Genomic DNA, 18,057 nt, shown 5'->3' on the forward strand with positions numbered 1-18,057 from the left:
ACTAGGCAGAACGGTAACGCGGGAAAGCACCGGCGCCGGCGTAGCGCGCCGCGTCGCCCAGCTCCTCCTCGATCCGGAGGAGCTGGTTGTACTTGGCCACCCGGTCCGACCGGGCCGGCGCGCCGGTCTTGATCTGACCGCAGCCGGTGGCCACCGCCAGGTCGGCGATGGTGGTGTCCTCGGTCTCGCCGGAACGGTGGCTCATCATGCAGCGGAACCCGGCCCGGTGCGCGAGGTCGACCGCGTCCAGGGTCTCGGTCAGCGACCCGATCTGGTTCACCTTCACCAGTACGGCGTTGGCCGAGCTCTCGGTGATGCCACGGGCGATCCGCTGCGGGTTGGTGACGAACAGGTCGTCCCCGACGATCTGGACCCGGTCCCCGATCGCGGCGGTCAGGCTGGCCCAGCCGGACCAGTCGTCCTCGGCGAGCGGGTCCTCGATCGACACGATCGGGTACTCGTCGGCGAGCTTGGTGTAGTAGGCCGACATCTCGTCGGCGGTCTTGCTGGTCTGCTCGAAGGTGTAGATGCCGTCGGAGAAGAACTCGGTCGCGGCCACGTCCAGCGCGAACACGATGTCCCGGCCGAGCCGGTAACCGGCCTTCTCGACCGCCTCGGCGATCAGGTCCAGGGCGGCGGCGTTGGTCGGCAGGTCGGGGGCGAAGCCGCCCTCGTCGCCGAGGCCGGTGGACAGGCCCCGCTTCTTCAGTACGGACTTGAGCGCGTGGTAGACCTCGGCGCCCGAGCGCAGCGCCTCGCGGAAGGTCGGGGCGCCGATCGGGGCGATCATGAATTCCTGCACGTCGACGTTGGAGTCGGCGTGCGCGCCCCCGTTGAGGATGTTCATCATCGGCACCGGCAGCAGGTGCGCGTTCGGGCCGCCCAGGTAGCGGAACAGGCTCAGCTCGGAGCTGCTCGCCGCGGCCTTCGCCACCGCCAGCGACACGCCGAGGATCGCGTTCGCGCCGAGGCTGGACTTGTCGGCGGTGCCGTCGATGTCGAGCATCTTCTGGTCGATCAGCCGCTGCTCGCTGGCCTCGTAGCCGACGAGCTGGTCGACGATCCGGTCCTCGATGTTCGCGACCGCGGTCTCGACGCCCTTGCCCTGGTAGCGGTCGGCGTCGCCGTCGCGCAGCTCGATCGCCTCGAACGCGCCGGTGGACGCGCCGGACGGCACTGCCGCGCGGGCGGTCGTACCGTCGTCCAGCCCGATCTCGACCTCGACGGTCGGGTTGCCGCGCGAGTCGAGAATCTCTCGGGCGACGATTCCCTCGATGGTGGCCACTGTGTCGCTCCTCGTGATGAGTGTCAACTGGTGCTCTCGGGCCGCGACGGTGCGGCGGAAGCGTTCCGAAGGCAGCGTAACGGGCCGTGGTCGCCGGACGGGGATGGCCTCCACCAACCGGGCGCCGATCTGCCGGACATCAGCCGATTCTCCACCCCGTCATCCGGGTCGGGAATTGCGGGGGTTGCCCTGATCGACAAGGCTGACGGACATGTTCGCCGCCGACCGCGCCACCGCCGGACCGCCCGCCGCCACCGCGCGTTCCACCACCCCCGTCCGGTCCGTCGTGGCCGGGCGGACCAACCCCCGGGCGTACGCACAGTGAACGGCGACCCACCGGTGGCCCGGCCGGAGTTCGTCCCCGGTGCGGCTGCCGACGTACCGGCCGACCCGGCCGACCTGTGCCTGGTGGTGGCCGACGGCAAGCTGCTGGTCGATGCCGAGGGCGGCTTCCCCCGGTGCGCCGACCTGCCCACCGACGCCGCCCCGATCCCGCTCGGCACCCTCGACGGCGTACGCGTCTGGGTGACCGCCCGGGACACGGCCGACGGGTCGCTCGGCACCTGGCTCGGCTGGCGGGACCTGGCGGGCGGCCTGGCCGAGCCGCTCGCCGCCCTCGCCGGCCGCGCCCTGCAGGTGGTCACCTGGCGGCGTACCCACCGTTACTGCGGCGCCTGCACGGCGGAGTTGGCCGACGTGCCCGGCGAGACCGCCCGGCGCTGCCCCGCCTGCAAGCTGTACGTCCCGATGCAGCTCTCCCCGGCCGTTCTGGTCGCCATCCGCCGCCCCGGTCCGCCCGGCACCCCGGAGCAGCTCCTGCTGGTCCGGCACTCGTACGGGCCGACCGACACGTGGGCGCTGGTCGCCGGCTTTGTCGAGGCGGGCGAGACCCTGGAGCAGGCGGTGCACCGGGAGGTCGCCGAGGAGGTGGGGCTCCGGGTCGACCGGCTGACCTACTTCGGCAGCCAGCCGTGGGCGATGTCCGGTCCCGGTGTGGTTCTCACCGGCTACACCGCGTACGCGGCGGATCCGGCGGCCGAGCCGGTGGTCGACGGTCGCGAGCTGACCGAGGCGCGCTGGTTCCCGCTGGACGCGCTACCGGAGCCGCTGCCGCCGACGTACTCGATCTCCCGGTGGTTGATCGAGCATGTCCGCGTCCGACCCGTCCCGGCCTAGTACGCCGGTTCCACCCCGAGCAGGGTCCGCAGGTGGCGGGGCGGCGGTGAGCCGTGCGAGAGCATCGCGTCGTGCCACTGCCGTACCGACGGCCCGACGGGGCGGGCGGCGGCGATCTCGGCAACCTCGCTGTACCCGACGAAGTACGTGGAGAGCTGGGTCGAGGTGAGCAGGGCCCGGCGCCACTTCCCGGCCGCCTCGCCCTCCTCCTGGAAACCACGGCCGGTCATCAGCGCCATGCCCTCGGACTCGGGCAGTTCGTCGCAGTGCACCAACTGGTCCAGCAGGGCGTTGATGGTCATCCGGAGCTGCATCTTGAGCTGCTGCAACCGGATCGGGAGGCCGCCGAAGCCGAGACCGGCCATCATCTCCTCGGCGTACACCGCCCAGCCCTCCACGAACGGGCCGGAGTAGCCGAGCGCCCGTACCCGGGTGCTGCCCTGGTAGCGGCGCGAGTGGGCGAGCTGGAGGAAGTGACCGGGCATCGCCTCGTGCACGGTCAGGTTGCGGATCATGTGGTCGTTGTACTCGCGGTAGAACGACTCGACCCGGTCCGCCGACCAGTCCGAGGGCGTCGGCGCGATGCAGTAGAACGTCGGCACCTCGGCGGTCTCCAGCGGGCCGGGCGGGTCGCAGTAGGCGACCGCCACCCCACGGGCGAACTCCGGCATCTCCTGGATCACGCACGGGTCGTCGACCAGCGTCACCAGGTCGTGCGTACGGACGAAGTCGGTCGTCTCGGTGAACGTCACCCGGGCCAGGTCCACGATGGAGGTGTTGTCCGGGTGCTCGGCGCCGAGCTGGTCCAGCGCCCGGCGTACGGTCTCGTCGGTGGCCGGGCCACCGACCAGCTCGGCCGCCACGGCCCGGATCTCGTCGGTGACCCGCTCCAGGTTCGCCTCGGCGCGGGCGAAGACCTGGGCGGCGGACAGCTCGGTGTCCAGGGTGTGCCAGAGCCGCGCCTCGAAGCGGCGCCGGCCGAGCCGGGGGTCGCGTCCCGGGCCGGTGTCGTCGTGCAGACCCGCCCGGAGCCAGTCGGCGAACCCGGCCAGGGCCTCGACCGCCTCCCGGGCCACCGGCTCGACCGCGTTGCGCATTCCGGGCGCCTCGGCGAGCAGGGCGGGTAGTTCGTCGCGGACCAGCGCGGCAGTGCCGTCGAACTGCCCGGCGGCGGTCTCGGCGTGGATCCTGGGCATGTCGCGCAGGGTGGCGCGGGCGGTGGCGAGCGCGTCCGGTACGTCGCCGAGCCGGCCGACGAGGCTCGCCAGCCGGACCTCCGCCGGGGCGTACGGGCGGGCGATCAGCGCGTGCAGCAGCGGGCCCGGATTGTGCCGCAGCGGGTTCCACTCGTGCGTACGCAGCTCGGACAGCTCGAACTGCTCCCGGTCGACGAGGGCGGCGAGCAGGCTGTGGTCGACCTGCTCCGCCTGGTCGAGCGCGAGGTCGTCCACCTGGGAGAGGGCCCCGGCGGCGTCGCGGAGCATCTCCGAGCGGGCCTTGACCCCGCCGTCGGACAGGTCCGGCAACCGGTCGTCGAAGCGGTGGTCACCGGCCGAGGACGCCAGACCGGGACTGCTCTCCAGCAACGCGTCGACGATGCGTTCGGCGATGGGGACGAAAGACGACATGGGAAGAATCTAGCGAGTCCGGCCCGGATCGGGCAGCGGGGGAAGAAGGCTGGCCAGGGTTCGTACCGCCCGGGTCAGCTCGGCGGGCGGGTTCGCGGCGTACCCGAGGACCAGTCCGGGCGGCCCGCCGGGCGCCAGCCGGAGCCGGGACAGCGGCACCGGCATCAGCCCGGCCCGCTGCGCGGCGTCGGCCAACCCCTCGTCGTCGACCCCGTCGGGCAGCTCGACCACCAGGTGCAGTCCGGCCGCGATACCGGAGATCCGGGCCGCCGGCAGGTACCGGCGCAGGGCGGCGGTGAGCGCGTCCCGGCGCTGCCGGTGTGCCTGCCGGGAACGGCGCAGGTGGCGGTCGTACCCGCCGTCGGCCAGGAGTTCGGCGAAGGCTAGCTGTTCGAGCACCGGTCCGCCGATGTCGGCCGCCGTCTTGGCCGCGACGACCGCCGCCCGCCACCCCGGCGGTACGGCGAGCCAGCCGAGCCGCATCGCCGGGGCGAGTGCCTTGCTGGCCGACCCGATGTGGGCGACCAGGTCCGGGGCGAGACCCTGGAGGCAGCCGACCGGGTCCCGGTCGTACCGGAACTCGGCGTCGTAGTCGTCCTCGACCACCAGACCCCCGGTCGTACGCGCCCAGGCGAGCAGGGCGGCCCGGCGGCGCGGTGCGAGCACCACGCCGGTCGGGTACTGGTGTGCCGGTGTGGTCAGCACCGCCGGCAGCCCGGTGCGGGCCAGCGCCTCGACGTCCAGTCCCTCGTGGTCGACCGGCACCGGCACCGGACGCAGCCCCTGCGCCTCGAAGTGCACCCGGATGGCGACGCTGCCCGGATCCTCGATCCCGATCGTGGTCGCGCCCCGACTCCGGAGCACGGCGGCGACCAGGGAGAACGCCTGGGCCGCACCGGTGGTGATCACCAGGTCGGCCGGGTCGACCCTGGCCGCCCGGACCCGGCCGAGATAGTTCGAGAGTTCGGTACGCAGCCGGGGCGCGCCGGCCGGGTCGCCGTAGTCGAAATCGGCGTCGCGGGCCCGGCTCAGCGCCCGCTCGTACGCCCGCCGCCACTGGGCGCGGGGGAACATCGCCAGGTCCGGCACCCCCGACCGGAGCCCGTTCCCGCTCGGATTCACCTGAACAGCGGGACCGGCTGCGCTCGACCGTGCGTCAGGCGGGCCGGACCGGCGCTGCGTCGCTCCGGTGTCCGGCGCGACCACGGTCCCCGCTCCGGGGCGGGCGAGCAGCCGTCCCTCGGCCACCAACTGCTCGTACGCCTCGACCACGACGCCCCGGGACAGCCGCAGGTCGGCGGCGAGTCCCCGGCTGGACGGAAGCCGGGTGCCCGGTACGAGCCGCCCCTGCACGATCGCCTCCCGGAGGGCGACGGTGAGCTGTCCGGCGAGGCCGGGTCGGGCCCGGTCGAGTTCGACGAGCGCCTCCGGGGTGGTCAATTGGTCCTCCCTAACCCGTCCGCATTGGCCCTCAACACAGGACCATCTGCACCCTAGCGTCGTACGGGTGAAGATCTCCAACACCGGCGCCGTACTGCTCTGCGTCCTCGGCATGACGATCGTCGGCAGTTCCGTCTCGATCAGCCAACTGGTCCTCGACTACCCCACCCTGACCGGACAGGCCGCCCGGTACGCGCTCGCCGCCGCCGCACTGTTCGCCATCGCCCGGCGCTGGCCCGGAATCGGTGTCGACGGCCGGCCCGCGACGGGTCGGCCGACCGGACGCGAGTGGGTTGTCCTCACCGCACTGGCCGCCAGCGGGCTGGCCGCGTTCAACGCCTTCGTCCTGATCGCCCTGCCGCACGCCGACCCGGCCCTGGTCGGCACCTTCATCGGGGCGGCACCCCTGGGTTTGGCCCTGCTCGGGCCGCTGCTGCGCGGACGGCGGCCGACCGTACGGCTGCTCGGGGCGGCGGGCATCGTCGTCGCCGGTACGGCGCTGGTGCAGGGCACCGGTCGGGCGGACACGATCGGGGTACTCGCCTCGCTCGGTGCGCTCGGCGGGGAGATCGCCTTCTCGCTGCTCGCCGCCGCCGTCCTGCCCCGCCTCGGCCCGGTACGGGTGGCCGCGTACAGCTGCGCGCTGGCCGTACCGCTGCTGCTGGTCGGCGCGCTGGTGGCGGGGGAACCGGCCGAGTGGCGGCTGCCGACCGGGGTGGAGGCGGCCACGTACGCCTACCTGGCCGCGCTGATGACGGTGGTCGCGTTCGTCGCCTGGTTCACCGGGCTGCGCAAGCTGGGCGTCGAGCGGGCCGGGATCCTGGTCGGCCTGATGCCGGTGGCCACCCTGGTCACCGCCGCCGTCCAGGCCGGACGACTTCCCGCGCTCGGCTCGACCGCCGGGGTACTGGTGGTCGCGCTCGGCCTCGCGGTGGGTCTCGCCGGCCAGCGGAACCAACCCGCCGACGGTCAGCCTGCCGTGCTGCCCGAACCGGTGGTGGCTTCCACGGCGCGGACCGCGTCTGCGTAGGCGAGGGCGGCCCGGCGCAGTGCCGCCTCGGCGTCCAGCCCGTCGGCGCGGGCCTGGACCACCACGTCCAGCAGCCGGGCACCGAGCCGGGCCTCGTCGTCCAGGGTGGCCGGGACCGGTGGTGGGATGTCCAGCCCGGCCCGGCCGGCCCGTTGCAGGATCTTCGCCGCGAGCGAGAGGGCCGGCTGGGCCAGCGCGATCCCGTCCAGGACCGAGTCGCGGGCCTTCTCCGCCTTCTTGATCTGCTCCCAGTTGGTGACGATCTCGTCGATCGACCCGACCGGGGTGTCGGCGAAGACGTGCGGGTTGCGCCGGATCATCTTGTCGACCAGGCCACCGGCCACGTCGTCGATGTTCCACCGCTCGTCGTCGGGCAACTCCTCGGCCAGCCGGGCGTGCAGCACCACCTGGAGCAGCACGTCACCCAGCTCCTCGCGGAGCGCGTCCAGGTCACCGGCCACGATCGCGTCGTACGCCTCGTAGCACTCCTCCAGCAGGAACTGGGCGAGGGTGGCGTGGGTCTGTGCCCGCTTCCACGGGTCACCGCCGGGCGAGGCGAGCCGGTCCATCACGGCGACCGCGTCGAGCAGCCGGGCGCCGGGCGGGTCCCAGGAGCCGTACATCAGCTCCAGCTCGGCCAGACCGGGTTCGCGGGCCAGGCGCAGCCCCAGCTCGCGGGCCATCCGGTCGTCGCCGACCGGACCGGCCAACCAGACCACGGTCCCGTCGGTTCCGGCGGTGGCGAGCAGGTCCGGCACCGGAGTGTCGGTCAGGGTCACGGTGCCGCCGGCCACCCGTACGGCGGTGGTCAGCTCGCTCTCCGCGCCGGCCAGCACCGGGTGCTGGCGTACCACGTCCCAGGCCGCCGCGGTGAGCAGGCCGGCGGGCAGCCGGGGCGAGGTGACCAGGAGTACGACTCGGGCGGTCATCGGATCTGCCCGCTCAGCGCGGGTCGACCACCGTGCCCGTGTCGCCCTCGCCCAGGGGAACGCTGACCGCAGCCGGCCCGCCCTGGAAGGAGAGGATCGGGAACTCCAGCGGCCGGTAGCGCGGGTTGACCGTGACGTCGAAGCGGGTGACCGCGTCGGCGAGCACCTTGCGGTTGCCGAGCGCCGCCTGCAACTGCTCACCGTCGAGCTGCTGCCCGGCGGCCTCGTCCGTCACCGTCGCCTCGATCGCACCGGCGGCCTTGGCCACCTTGCCCAGGGCGAGCAGTTCGGCCGGGGTCGGCTTCACCGGCTCACCCGGCGGTACGGCCGACAGGCAGGTGAACAGCGCCGCGGCCTCCTTGGCGAACGCGGTCTCCGGCGCCACCGCGAACTGCTGGGCCACCTGGTCGACCGGGGCCGGCTCCTTGGCCTGGAGGTTCTCTGCCTTGGTGAACCGCTGGCAGACGTCGTTGAGGACCAGCACGCTGACCACGAAGGTGCGCGTCGGCGGCTTCGCCTCGGGGGCGCCCGCGGCGGCCGGCGGTGCGGGCTTCGCCCGCAGCTCGTCGATGAGGTCGGTCACCTGGTTCTCGGTGATCTGCCGGTCGCCGACGTAGGCGGCGGCACCGGGCTGGGCACGGCAACCGGTGAGGGCGATGATGCCGACCGCGGCAACCACGGCGATCGGCGCCAGACGGCGAGCACGCTGCATGGCCGACACTCTCTCACGCGCCGCCCGGCCCGACCGGTACGGGGTCACCGGGCGGGCCGTACCACCACTGTCCGTCACCGGGCGGCCAGTACGGGCTCGCCGATGACGTCCTTCAACAACTGCCCGCACCATTCCAGCAGGACCTGGTCGCGCAGCGGCTCGCCGCCGATCCGGCGGGTGCTCGGCCGGGGCACGCTGACCTGGTCGGTGACCTGCTTGTAGACCGCGTCCGGGTGGTAGCGCTTGAGCCGCATCTGCTTCGAGTCGGGCAGCGGCAGCGGGCCGAACCGGACGTACTTGCCCTGGACCGACACGTCGGTCAGGCCGTACGCGCGGGCCAGGAGGCGGAACCGGGCCACCGCGACGAGGTTCTGCACCGGCTCCGGCGGTGCACCGTACCGGTCGGTCATCTCGACCACCACCTCGTCGAGGCGGGCGGCGTCGCGGGCCTCGGCGAGCTTGCGGTACATCTCCAGGCGGAGCCGTTCCACGCTCACGTAGTCGTGCGGCAGGTGGGCGTCGATCGGAAGGTCGATCTTGACGTCGACCTCCTCCTCCGGCCGCTCGCCCTTGAACGTCTGCACCGCCTCGCCGACCATCCGGACGTAGAGGTCGAACCCGACGCCCTCGATGTGCCCGGACTGCTCGCCGCCGAGCAGGTTCCCGGCGCCCCGGATCTCCAGGTCCTTCATCGCCACGTACATGCCGGCGCCCAACTCGGTGTGCTGGGCGATGGTGGCCAGCCGCTCGTGGGCGTGCTCGGTCAGCGGCTTCTCCGGCGGATAGAGGAAGTACGCGTACGCCCGCTCCCGGCCACGGCCGACCCGGCCCCGGATCTGGTGCAACTGGGCCAGGCCGAGCAGGTCGGCCCGTTCCACGATCAGCGTGTTGGCGTTCGGGATGTCGATGCCGGACTCCACGATCGTGGTGCAGACCAGGACGTCGTACTCCTTCTCCCAGAAGCCGACCATGACCTTCTCCAGTGCTTCCTCGCCCATCTGGCCGTGCGCGACCGCGACCCGCGCCTCGGGCACCAGCTCACGGATCCGGCGGGCTGCCCGGTCGATCGACTCGACCCGGTTGTGCAGGTAGAAGACCTGCCCGTCACGGAGCAGCTCGCGGTGGATCGAGGCGGCGACCTGCCGGTCGTCGTACGCGCCGACGAAGGTGAGCACCGGGTGGCGCTCCTCCGGTGGGGTGGCGATGGTGGACATCTCCCGGATCCCGGTGATCGCCATCTCCAGGGTCCGCGGGATCGGCGTCGCCGACATCGTCAGTACGTCGACCGCGGTCCGCAGCGTCTTCAGGTGCTCCTTGTGCTCGACCCCGAACCGCTGCTCCTCGTCGACGATGACCATGCCGAGCGCCTTGAACCGGGTGGCGGCGGCGAGTAGCCGGTGGGTCCCGATGACGATGTCGGCGCTGCCGTCGGCGGCGGCTTCCAGGGTCTGTTCGGCTTCCTTCGGGGTCTGGAACCGGGAGAGCTGCCTGATCTGGACCGGGAACTGCCCCATCCGCTCGGCGAACGTGTTGTAGTGCTGCTGGGCGAGGAGTGTGGTCGGGACCAGGACCGCCACCTGCTTGCCGTCCTGGACGGCCTTGAACGCCGCCCGGACCGCGATCTCGGTCTTGCCGTACCCGACGTCACCGCAGATCAGCCGGTCCATCGGGGCGGACTGCTCCATGTCCCGCTTGACCTCCTCGATCGCCGACAACTGGTCCGGCGTCTCGGTGTACGGGAAGGCGTCCTCAAGCTCCCGCTGCCACGGGGTGTCCGGGGCGAAGGCGTGCCCCTTGGACGCCTTACGGGCGGCGTAGAGCTGGATGAGCTGGGCGGCGATCTCGCGTACCGCCTTGCGGGCGCGGGCCTTGGCCTTCTGCCACTCGCTGCCGCCCATCTTGTGCAGCGTCGGGGTCTCCCCGCCCACGTAACGGGAGAGCTGGTCGAGCTGGTCGGTGGGGACGAAGAGGCGGTCACCCGGCTGGCCCCGCTTGGTGGAGGCGTACTCCAGGACCAGGTACTCGCGCTCGGCGCCGTTGACCGTACGTTGCACCAGCTCGACGTAGCGGCCGATGCCGTGCTGCTCGTGCACCACGTAGTCGCCGGTCTTCAGCTCCAGCGGGTCGATGGTGTTGCGCCGCCGGCTCGGCATCTTGCGCATGTCGCGGGTGGAGGTGCCCCGTCCCCCGGTGATGTCGTTCCCGGTGAGTACGGCGAGCTTGGTGGCGCTGGCGCCGTCGAGCAGGAAGCCGTGGTTGAGCGAGCCGCAGGTGACGAGCAGTTCACCGGGGGCGGGTGCGGCGAGGATCGTCTCGACCGCCGTCGCGCCGAGCCCGCCGTCGCGGAGCACCTCGACCGCCCGCTGGGCCGGTCCGTGCCCCTCGAAGACCAGCGCCACCGCCCAGCCGTCGGCGGTCCACCGCTTGAGGTCGTCGACCACCCGGTTGGTCTCACCGTGGTAGAGCGCGGTCGGCTGCGCGGCGAGCGTGATCGACACCCCCTCGTCGGGGGTGACGTCGGTGCGTACCGGGTCCAGCCACGGCTGGTCGTCGGCCGCCGGGGTGTCTTCGACCAGCCCGAACGGGGAGATCGACCACCAGGGCTGGCCGAGGGCGGCGGCTGTTGCCCGTACCTCTCCCAGGGTCTTGAATGCGGCGGCGCCGACGTCGATCGGGGCCTGGCCGCCGACGGCGGCCGCGGCCCAGCTCGCCTGGAGGAACTCCTCCGAGGTACGGACCAGGTCATGCGCCCGGGTACGGATCCGCTCCGGGTCGAACAGCAGAACGTGCGCTGCCGCCGGCAGGCAGTCGAGCAGCGTCTCCATGCTGCCCGTGCCGTCCAGGAGTGCCGGGGCGAGCGACTCCATGCCCTCGACCGGGATCCCCTCGGCCAGCTTCTCCAGGATCTCGGCCAGCTCCGGATGGGCTTCGGCCAGGGCGGCGGCCCGTTCCCGGATCTCCGGGGTGAGCAAGAGTTCGCGGCACGGCGGCGCCCAGAGTTGGTCGACCTGCTCGATGGTCCGCTGGTCGGCGACGGCGAAGGTACGGATCTCCTCCACCTCGTCGCCCCAGAACTCGACCCGGGACGGGTGCTCGTCGGTGGGCGGGAAAACGTCCAGGATCCCGCCCCGGACGGCGAACTCACCGCGCTTGGTGACCAGGTCGACCCGCGAGTACGCCAGGTCGGCCAGCCGGTGCGCGACCACCTCCAGGTCCGCTTCGGCGTGGCTGGTCAGGCGTACGGGTTCGAGGTCACCGAGCCCCTTGAGCTGCGGTTGCAGCACCGAGCGGACCGGAGCGACGACTACCCGCAGGGGCCCGGCGCCGTCGGCACCGTCCGGGTGCGCCAGCCGTCGCAGCACGGCGAGCCGCCGGCCGACGGTGTCCGACCGGGGGGAGAGCCGCTCGTGCGGCAGGGTCTCCCAGGCGGGGAAGACGGCCACCTGCTCGGCCGGCAGGAGGCTACCCAGCGCGGCGGCGAGGTCGTCGGCCTCGCGGGTGGTGGCGGTGACCGCGAGTACGGGGCGGCCGGCGCCGCCCTGGTCCGGTTCGGCGGCCACGGCGGCCACCACGAACGGCCGCAGTGCCGCCGGTGCGGTCAGATCGAGCCCGTCGGCCTGCGCTGCACCGCCCCGGGCCAGATCACGGGTACGGGTGAGAGCCGGGTCGCCGAGGGCGGCAGCCAGCAGACCGGCGAGCATCGTCACGATCACTACCTCTGCGTCAACACGCGAAACTGCCCCCATCCGGCTTCCGGACGGGGGTCCACCTCCCCAAGTTTATCCCCCTCCCCGACCCCCACCCCCCACCCCAAACCCACCCACCCCACCCCATCCCACCCCGCCGCCACCCCGTTGATCATGAAGTTAGCGCAGAATCTAGCGATCAACTTTGCGCTAACTTCATGATCAACACGATTGCGATCAGTACCGGACGGTGATGCGGCGGGCGGTCGAGTCGACCCGGGCGAGACCGCCGTACGGGATGATCAGTTGCGGGTCGGTGTGGCCGACGTCGAGGCCGAAGACGGCGATCGCGTCGGGGTTGTACTCGGCGAGGACCCTGAGTACGGCGGCGCGCTGGGCCTCGGTGTGCTCCCGCTTCTGCTCGGCGTTGTTCGGCTGCTCGAAGTCCCACGCCTTCGGTCGGCCGACCAGCACCGCGGAAAACTCGGCGAGCAGCCCGCGCTCCCCCATGTTGCGCAGGATCCGGAACACCTCGACGTCGGACGGGATCTCCTCGGAGGTCTCCAGCAGCAGCACGTGACCGGCGTACGCCTCGTTCGGTCCGACCCGACCGGCCTGGAGCAGCCAGCCGAGGATCTCCAGGTTGCCGCCCCAGACCGGCCCCTCGACCCTGGTCTGCGGCCCGTGCCAGTGCCAGCCGTCGGACGGGAACATCACCGGTTCGGCAGCCAGGGTGGACGGGTCGCGCCAGTCGCTCGGCTCGTCGCTGTACCGCTTGGCCGGCGCTAGTTCGTACCAGTCGGTGGTGAAGAGTGCGGCCCGCAGTGAGGCGGCGGTCGCCGGGTGCATGCTGCCCGGCCGGCCGAGGTGCACCAGGACCGAGCCGCCGTGGTAGCCGACCAGCCCGAGTTCGAAGAGGTACGCCAGCACGTTGGTGTTGTCCGAGTAGCCGAAGTACGGCTTGGGGTTGGCGGCGATCACCTCCCCGTCCAGGTGCGGCACCACGGTGATCAGGTCGTCCCCGCCGACGGTGGCGAGCACGGCGGTGATCGTCGGGTCGGCGAAGGCGGCGGTCAGGTCACGGGCGCGTTCGCGCGGGTGGGCACCGCTGGCGCGGGTGGTCGGGTACTCCACCGGGATCAGGCCGAACTCGTCGCGCAACCGGCGCAGGCCCAACTCGTACACGTGGGGGAAGACGGCCGGCAGGCCGGCGGAGGGCGAGAGTACGGCGACCCGGTCCCCCGGTTGTGGTTTCGCGGGATACCGCTTGGGCTCGATGGAGCGGTTCACTGCGGGCATCAGCCCACCCTAGCGATCGATCATGACCAGGGGGTTCCCATTTCCCAGGCGAGGGGTATGGTGGGGTCACAGGAGGGTTATACCCCCTACCTAACCCCAGAGGGGAGCCAAGGATGCCGAAGATCAACGTGTATCTACCCGACGAGCTGGCCGAGGCGGTCAAGGAGTCCGGCGTGCCGGTCTCCGCGATCTGCCAGCGCGCCCTGGAACAGGCCGTACGCCGGGTCACCGCGATCCGGGAGACGACCCTCGGCGACACCGACCGGGACGACCCGACCGCCGCGCTGACCCAGTTCACCGCCCGCGCCCGGACCGCCATCACGCTCGGCCTCACCGAGTCCCGGGAACAGGGCGCCACCAGCGTCGGCACCTCCCACCTGCTCTCCGGCATGCTGGCCGAGGGCCACAACCTGGCCCTCGAGGTGCTCCAGGCAATGGAGATCGACCCCGAGGCGGTACGGCGCGAGCTGGACCGGCAGGCGCCGAGGGAAGCCCCCGCCGCGGCAACCGATCGGACCGGCGTACGGCGTTTCGGCCAGACCGCGGCCAACGCGCTGGAGCTGACGGTGACCGAGGCGACCAGCCTCGGCCACAACTACGTCGGCTGCGAACACCTGCTGCTCGGGCTGATCGCCGAACCGGACGGCACCGCCGGTCACGTGCTGCGGTCGCTCGGCGCGGACTACCGGCTCACCCGCCGGGCCGTGATCGCCGCGCTGGCCGGTTACGTCCACCTCCGGGCGCAGACCCAGACGGCCGGGCTGGCGATCGGCGGCACCGACCAGATCGCCGCGCTCCAGGCCGCCCTGGCGAAGCAGTTGCAGCCGATCATCGACCGGCTGGACCGGCTGGAACAGCGGGTCGACGCGGGCACCGACACCGGAGCGGGACGTTGACCCGACTGCTCCTGCTCGCCACCGGGGACACGATGGCGTTCCACCCGCGCCCCGGTCGGGGAGCGTTCGCGTCCGGGGCCGAGCTGTTGGCGGCACTGCCCGCAGGCTCGGTCCCGGCCGAGGTCACGGTCGAGGACCTGCTCGCCGTACCGAGCTGGGACCTGGACCCGGAGACCATGCTGCGACTGGCCCGCCGGGCCCGTACGGCCGTCCTCGACGACGGGTACGACGGGGTCGTGATCACCCACGGCACCGACACCCTGGAGGAGACCGCGTACCTGACCGACCTGCTCGCGGGCGCGGCCGTCGAGCGGGCCGGAATCGTGTACACCGGTGCGATGCGCCCGCCCACCGAACTCTCCGCCGACGGCCCCCGCAACCTGCGTTCCGCCCTGGTGGCGGCCGGTGACCCGGCCCTGCGCGGGGTGGGTGTGGTGGCCTGCCTCAACGACGAGCTGCACGCGGCACGCTGGGTCACCAAGATCGACGCTACCGGGGTGGCGGCGTTCTCGTCGGCCCCGTACCCGGTCCTCGGGCGGGTGGTGGACGCCGGGGTGGAGATGCTGGCACCGCCGCCGCCCCGGCCTCCGGCGCCGACCGGGGAGCCGGAGTCCGCGGTCGCGTTGATCAAGACGTACCCGGGGATCGACGGGGTGCTGCTCCACGCGGTGGTGGACGCGGGGGCGCGGGGTGTGGTGCTGGAGGGCACCGGACTGGCGAACGTACCGATCGGTCTGCTCACCGCGATCGACGAGCTGACCGGGTGGGACATCCCGGTGGTGGTCAGCTCCCGCGCCCGGTTCCGCGAGGTGTCACCGGAGGGGTCGTACGGCGGTGGCACGCTCGCCGCCAGGGTCGGCGCGATCGGTGCGCGCGGGCTGGCACCGGTCAAGGCACGGGCCGCGCTGATGGTCGCGCTCGGTGACGGCGGGGTCCGGACCGCCCGGGACTGGTTCGGTCGACTGGACGGCGGAGTGTGATTAAAACTCAGATATGGTGAGCCCCTCCTAAGAACCGCCCCCGCGCGGATACGATCAGCCTTGTCGGACAGCGCTGTCCTTAGCACACCACGTAAGGAGCGCACGGTGACCGACCAGCATGATCACGATGGCCCGGATGCCGCCCTCCGGGCAGACATCCGCCGGCTCGGCACCCTGCTCGGGCAGACCCTGGCCCGCCAGGAAGGCCCCCCGCTGCTCGACCTGGTCGAGGAGATCCGCGCCCTGGTCCGCTCCGACCCCGAAGCCGCCGCCCTGCGGCTCGGCGCGATGGACGTCACCACCGGGACCAAGCTGGCCCGCGCCTTCTCCACCTACTTCCACCTGGCCAACATCACCGAGCAGGTGCACCGGTCCCGCGACCTGCGCCGGCAGCGGGCCACCCAGGGCGGTTGGCTGGACCAGGCGGCAAAACTGATCGCCGAGCGCGGGGTGCCGGCCGAGGAGATCGCCGCCGCGGCCCGGCGGCTGGCCGTACGCCCGGTGTTCACCGCCCACCCGACCGAGGCGGCCCGCCGGTCGATCCTGACCAAGCTGCGCGCGGTCGCCGACGAGTTGGACGCCGAGACCGCCGCCGCCGTGCTCTACGGCGCCAGCGACGAGGCGCCGACCAACCGCCGGCTGGCCGAACTGCTCGACCTGATGTGGCAGACCGACGAGTTGCGACTCGACCGGCCCGACCCGACCGACGAGGCCCGCAACGCGATCTACTACCTGCGCGACCTGTACGCCGCCGCAGCGCCCCAGGTCCTCGACGACCTCGCCGACACGCTGCGCTCGCTCGGGGTGGAGACCTCGCCGACGTCGCGCCCGCTGACCTTCGGCACCTGGATCGGTGGTGACCGGGACGGGAACCCGTTCGTCACCCCGCACGTCACCCGCGAGGTGCTGGTCATCCAGTACCACCACGGCATCCAGGCGACCGAGGCGGCGATGGAGTCGCTGATCAACGAGATCTCGGTCTCCCGCCGGCTGCGCGGGGTCTCCCTCGACCTCTCCGCCAGCCTGGCCACCGACCTCGACGCGCTGCCCGAGGTGGCGGCCCGGTTCCGCCGGGTCAACGCCGAGGAGCCGTACCGGCTCAAGGCGCGTTGCATCAAGGCGAAGCTGGCCAACACCCGGCTGCGGCTGACCCGGGGCACCGCCCACGTACCCGGCCGGGACTATCGCGGCTCGGCCGAACTCCTCTCCGACCTGGAGCTGATGCGCGCCTCGCTGGCCCGTAACTCCGGTCAGCTCACCGCCGTCGGCCGACTCGCGTCGGCGATCCGTACGGTCGCCTCGTTCGGGCTGCACCTGGCGACCCTGGACGTACGCGAGCACGCCGAGGCCCACCACGCGGTGCTGCGCCAGCTCTACGAGCAGGTCGGCGAGGTCACCGACTACGCGTCGCTGAGCCGGGTCGAGCGGACCAAGCTGCTCAGTGAGGAACTGACCGGCCGCCGACCTCTGTCCAACATGGACAGTCCGCTGACCGAGGCGACCCGCAAGACGTTCGACGTGTTCGGCACCATCCGGGAGGCCCAGGAGCGGTTCGGGACCGAGGTCATCGAGTCGTACATCATCTCGATGACGATGGGCGTCGACGACGTACTCGCCGCGGTGGTGCTGGCCCGGGAGGCCGGTCTGGTCGACGTGCACAGTGGACGGGCCCGGATCGGCTTCGTGCCGCTGCTGGAGACCCCGGACGAGCTGAACGCGGGCGGCGAACTCCTCGACGAACTGCTCTCCCTGCCGGCGTACCGGGCGATCGTCACCGCCCGTGGAGACGTGCAGGAGGTGATGCTCGGTTACTCCGACTCGAACAAGGAGGCGGGCATCACCACCTCCCAGTGGTCGATCCACCGGGCCCAGCGCTCCCTGCGCGACGTGGCCGCCCGGCACGGCGTACGCCTACGGTTGTTCCACGGTCGCGGCGGCACCGTCGGCCGGGGTGGCGGTCCGACGCACGAGGCGATCCTGGCCCAGCCGTACGGCACCCTCGACGGCGCGATCAAGGTGACCGAGCAGGGTGAGGTCATCTCCGACAAGTACACGCTGCCGTCGCTGGCCCGGGAGAACCTGGAACTGACCCTGGCCGCGGTGTTGCAGAGCGCACTGCTGCACACCTACCCCCGGCAGCCCGCCGAGATGCTGGAACGCTGGGACGACACGATGGAGCTGGTCTCCGACTCGGCGTTCCGGTCGTACCGGTCGCTGGTGGAGAACCCGGACCTGCCGGCGTACTTCTGGGCGTCGACGCCGACCGAGCTGCTCGGTGCGCTCAACATCGGTTCCCGGCCGGCGAAGCGCCCGAACACCGGTGCCGGGCTGAGCGGCCTGCGGGCGATCCCGTGGGTGTTCGGCTGGACCCAGACCCGGCAGATCGTGCCGGGCTGGTTCGGGGTCGGTTCCGGGCTGGCGGCGGCCCGGGAGAGCGGTCGGGCGGAGATCCTCGCCGAGATGTACCGCAACTGGCACTTCTTCCGGACGTTCCTGTCCAACGTGGAGATGATGCTCTCCAAGACGGATCTGAACATCGCCCGCCGGTACGTCGAGACCCTGGTCCCGGAGCCGTTGCAGCCGATCTTCGACGTGATCCGCGAGGAGTACGAGCTGACCAAGCGCGAGGTGTTGGCGATCACCAACTCCCCCGCCCTGCTGGAGAACTCGCCGGTGCTCCAGCGCACACTCGCGGTCCGGGACACCTACCTGGAGCCGCTGCACCACCTCCAGGTCGCCCTGCTGCGCCAGTACCGCGACTCCGGTGCGGCCGGTCGCGCGGTCGCCACCGCCCCCGGCGCCCGCCGCGCCCCAGGCGACGGCACCGCCCTCGAACGAGCCCTCCTCACCACGGTGAACGGCATCGCCGCCGGCATGCGCAACACCGGCTGACCGCCCTCCCCCACTCCAAGATCCGCGCACTTTCACTGTTTGAGTGCTTATCCGCACCGGAATAGCCACTCAAACAGTGAAAGTGCTTCAAGGGGAAACTCGCT

12 protein-coding genes are annotated in these 18,057 nt (G+C 72.1%); 5 read left to right on the top strand and 7 right to left on the bottom strand.

Annotated elements, in window-relative coordinates; all coding sequences use genetic code 11:
• Position 1 precedes the first annotated feature (1 nt).
• Complete coding sequence (eno, locus tag OIE47_RS08485) at positions 2–1,285, bottom strand: phosphopyruvate hydratase (protein ID WP_326560955.1); 1,284 nt, start codon at positions 1,283–1,285, stop codon at positions 2–4.
• Between the two features lie 321 nt (positions 1,286–1,606).
• Between eno and nudC the strand changes: the two genes are divergently transcribed.
• On the top strand, positions 1,607–2,461 hold the full coding sequence (gene nudC / locus OIE47_RS08490; protein WP_326560956.1) for an NAD(+) diphosphatase: 855 nt from the start codon (positions 1,607–1,609) through the stop codon (positions 2,459–2,461).
• On the opposite strand, the gene OIE47_RS08495 is transcribed toward nudC, so the two are convergent.
• Positions 2,458–4,089 (bottom strand): DUF885 domain-containing protein, encoded by a 1,632-nt coding sequence (locus tag OIE47_RS08495; protein ID WP_326560957.1) that lies wholly within the window; start codon positions 4,087–4,089, stop codon positions 2,458–2,460. The genes nudC and OIE47_RS08495 overlap by 4 nt on opposite strands.
• A 9-nt stretch (positions 4,090–4,098) precedes the next feature.
• Complete coding sequence (pdxR, locus tag OIE47_RS08500; RefSeq protein WP_326560958.1) at positions 4,099–5,529, bottom strand: MocR-like pyridoxine biosynthesis transcription factor PdxR; 1,431 nt, start codon at positions 5,527–5,529, stop codon at positions 4,099–4,101.
• Positions 5,530–5,596: 67 nt separating this feature from the next.
• Here pdxR and OIE47_RS08505 point away from each other — a divergent pair, with 67 nt between their 5' ends.
• Complete coding sequence (locus tag OIE47_RS08505; protein WP_326560959.1) at positions 5,597–6,559, top strand: DMT family transporter; 963 nt, start codon at positions 5,597–5,599, stop codon at positions 6,557–6,559.
• Here the strand turns inward: OIE47_RS08505 and OIE47_RS08510 are convergent.
• The 4 genes from OIE47_RS08510 to OIE47_RS08525 all read right to left on the bottom strand — a co-directional run bounded on the left by OIE47_RS08510 (position 6,499) and on the right by OIE47_RS08525 (position 13,185).
• Positions 6,499–7,488 (bottom strand): nucleoside triphosphate pyrophosphohydrolase, encoded by a 990-nt coding sequence (locus OIE47_RS08510; protein WP_326560960.1) that lies wholly within the window; start codon positions 7,486–7,488, stop codon positions 6,499–6,501. The two genes, OIE47_RS08505 and OIE47_RS08510, sit on opposite strands and share 61 nt — an antisense overlap.
• Positions 7,489–7,501: 13 nt before the next feature.
• Positions 7,502–8,200, bottom strand: a complete 699-nt coding sequence (locus tag OIE47_RS08515; RefSeq protein ID WP_326560961.1) for a hypothetical protein — start codon at positions 8,198–8,200, stop codon at positions 7,502–7,504.
• Between the two features lie 74 nt (positions 8,201–8,274).
• Positions 8,275–11,901 (bottom strand): transcription-repair coupling factor, encoded by a 3,627-nt coding sequence (gene mfd / locus OIE47_RS08520; protein WP_326563026.1) that lies wholly within the window; start codon positions 11,899–11,901, stop codon positions 8,275–8,277.
• 222 nt (positions 11,902–12,123) lie between these two features.
• On the bottom strand, positions 12,124–13,185 hold the full coding sequence (locus OIE47_RS08525) for a S66 family peptidase (protein WP_326560962.1): 1,062 nt from the start codon (positions 13,183–13,185) through the stop codon (positions 12,124–12,126).
• Between the two features lie 113 nt (positions 13,186–13,298).
• Here OIE47_RS08525 and OIE47_RS08530 point away from each other — a divergent pair, with 113 nt between their 5' ends.
• The 3 genes from OIE47_RS08530 (at position 13,299) to ppc (ending at position 17,953) form a co-directional block, all read left to right on the top strand.
• Positions 13,299–14,081: a Clp protease N-terminal domain-containing protein gene (locus OIE47_RS08530; RefSeq protein ID WP_326560963.1), complete on the top strand. Its 783-nt coding sequence runs from the start codon at positions 13,299–13,301 to the stop codon at positions 14,079–14,081.
• Entirely contained in the window at positions 14,078–15,061 is a 984-nt protein-coding gene (locus tag OIE47_RS08535) for an asparaginase (protein WP_326560964.1), read from the top strand. The genes OIE47_RS08530 and OIE47_RS08535 overlap by 4 nt, the downstream gene beginning before the upstream one ends.
• Positions 15,062–15,166: 105 nt before the next feature.
• On the top strand, positions 15,167–17,953 hold the full coding sequence (gene ppc, locus OIE47_RS08540; RefSeq protein ID WP_326560965.1) for a phosphoenolpyruvate carboxylase: 2,787 nt from the start codon (positions 15,167–15,169) through the stop codon (positions 17,951–17,953).
• Positions 17,954–18,057 lie beyond the last annotated feature (104 nt).

Origin of the sequence: Micromonospora sp. NBC_01796, from assembly GCF_035917455.1 — a bacterium.
Lineage (GTDB): Bacteria > Actinomycetota > Actinomycetes > Mycobacteriales > Micromonosporaceae > Micromonospora_G.

Bases quoted from the DNA above. Each gene is read 5' to 3' on its own strand.
- OIE47_RS08495 (WP_326560957.1), bottom strand. From the start codon at position 4,089: ATGTCGTCTTTCGTCCCCATCGCCGAACGCATCGTCGACGCGTTGCTG.
- OIE47_RS08510 (WP_326560960.1), bottom strand. From the start codon at position 7,488: ATGACCGCCCGAGTCGTACTCCTGGTCACCTCGCCCCGGCTGCCCGCC.
- OIE47_RS08515 (WP_326560961.1), bottom strand. From the start codon at position 8,200: ATGCAGCGTGCTCGCCGTCTGGCGCCGATCGCCGTGGTTGCCGCGGTC.
- mfd (WP_326563026.1), bottom strand. From the start codon at position 11,901: ATGCTCGCCGGTCTGCTGGCTGCCGCCCTCGGCGACCCGGCTCTCACC.
- OIE47_RS08525 (WP_326560962.1), bottom strand. From the start codon at position 13,185: ATGCCCGCAGTGAACCGCTCCATCGAGCCCAAGCGGTATCCCGCGAAA.
- OIE47_RS08530 (WP_326560963.1), top strand. From the start codon at position 13,299: ATGCCGAAGATCAACGTGTATCTACCCGACGAGCTGGCCGAGGCGGTC.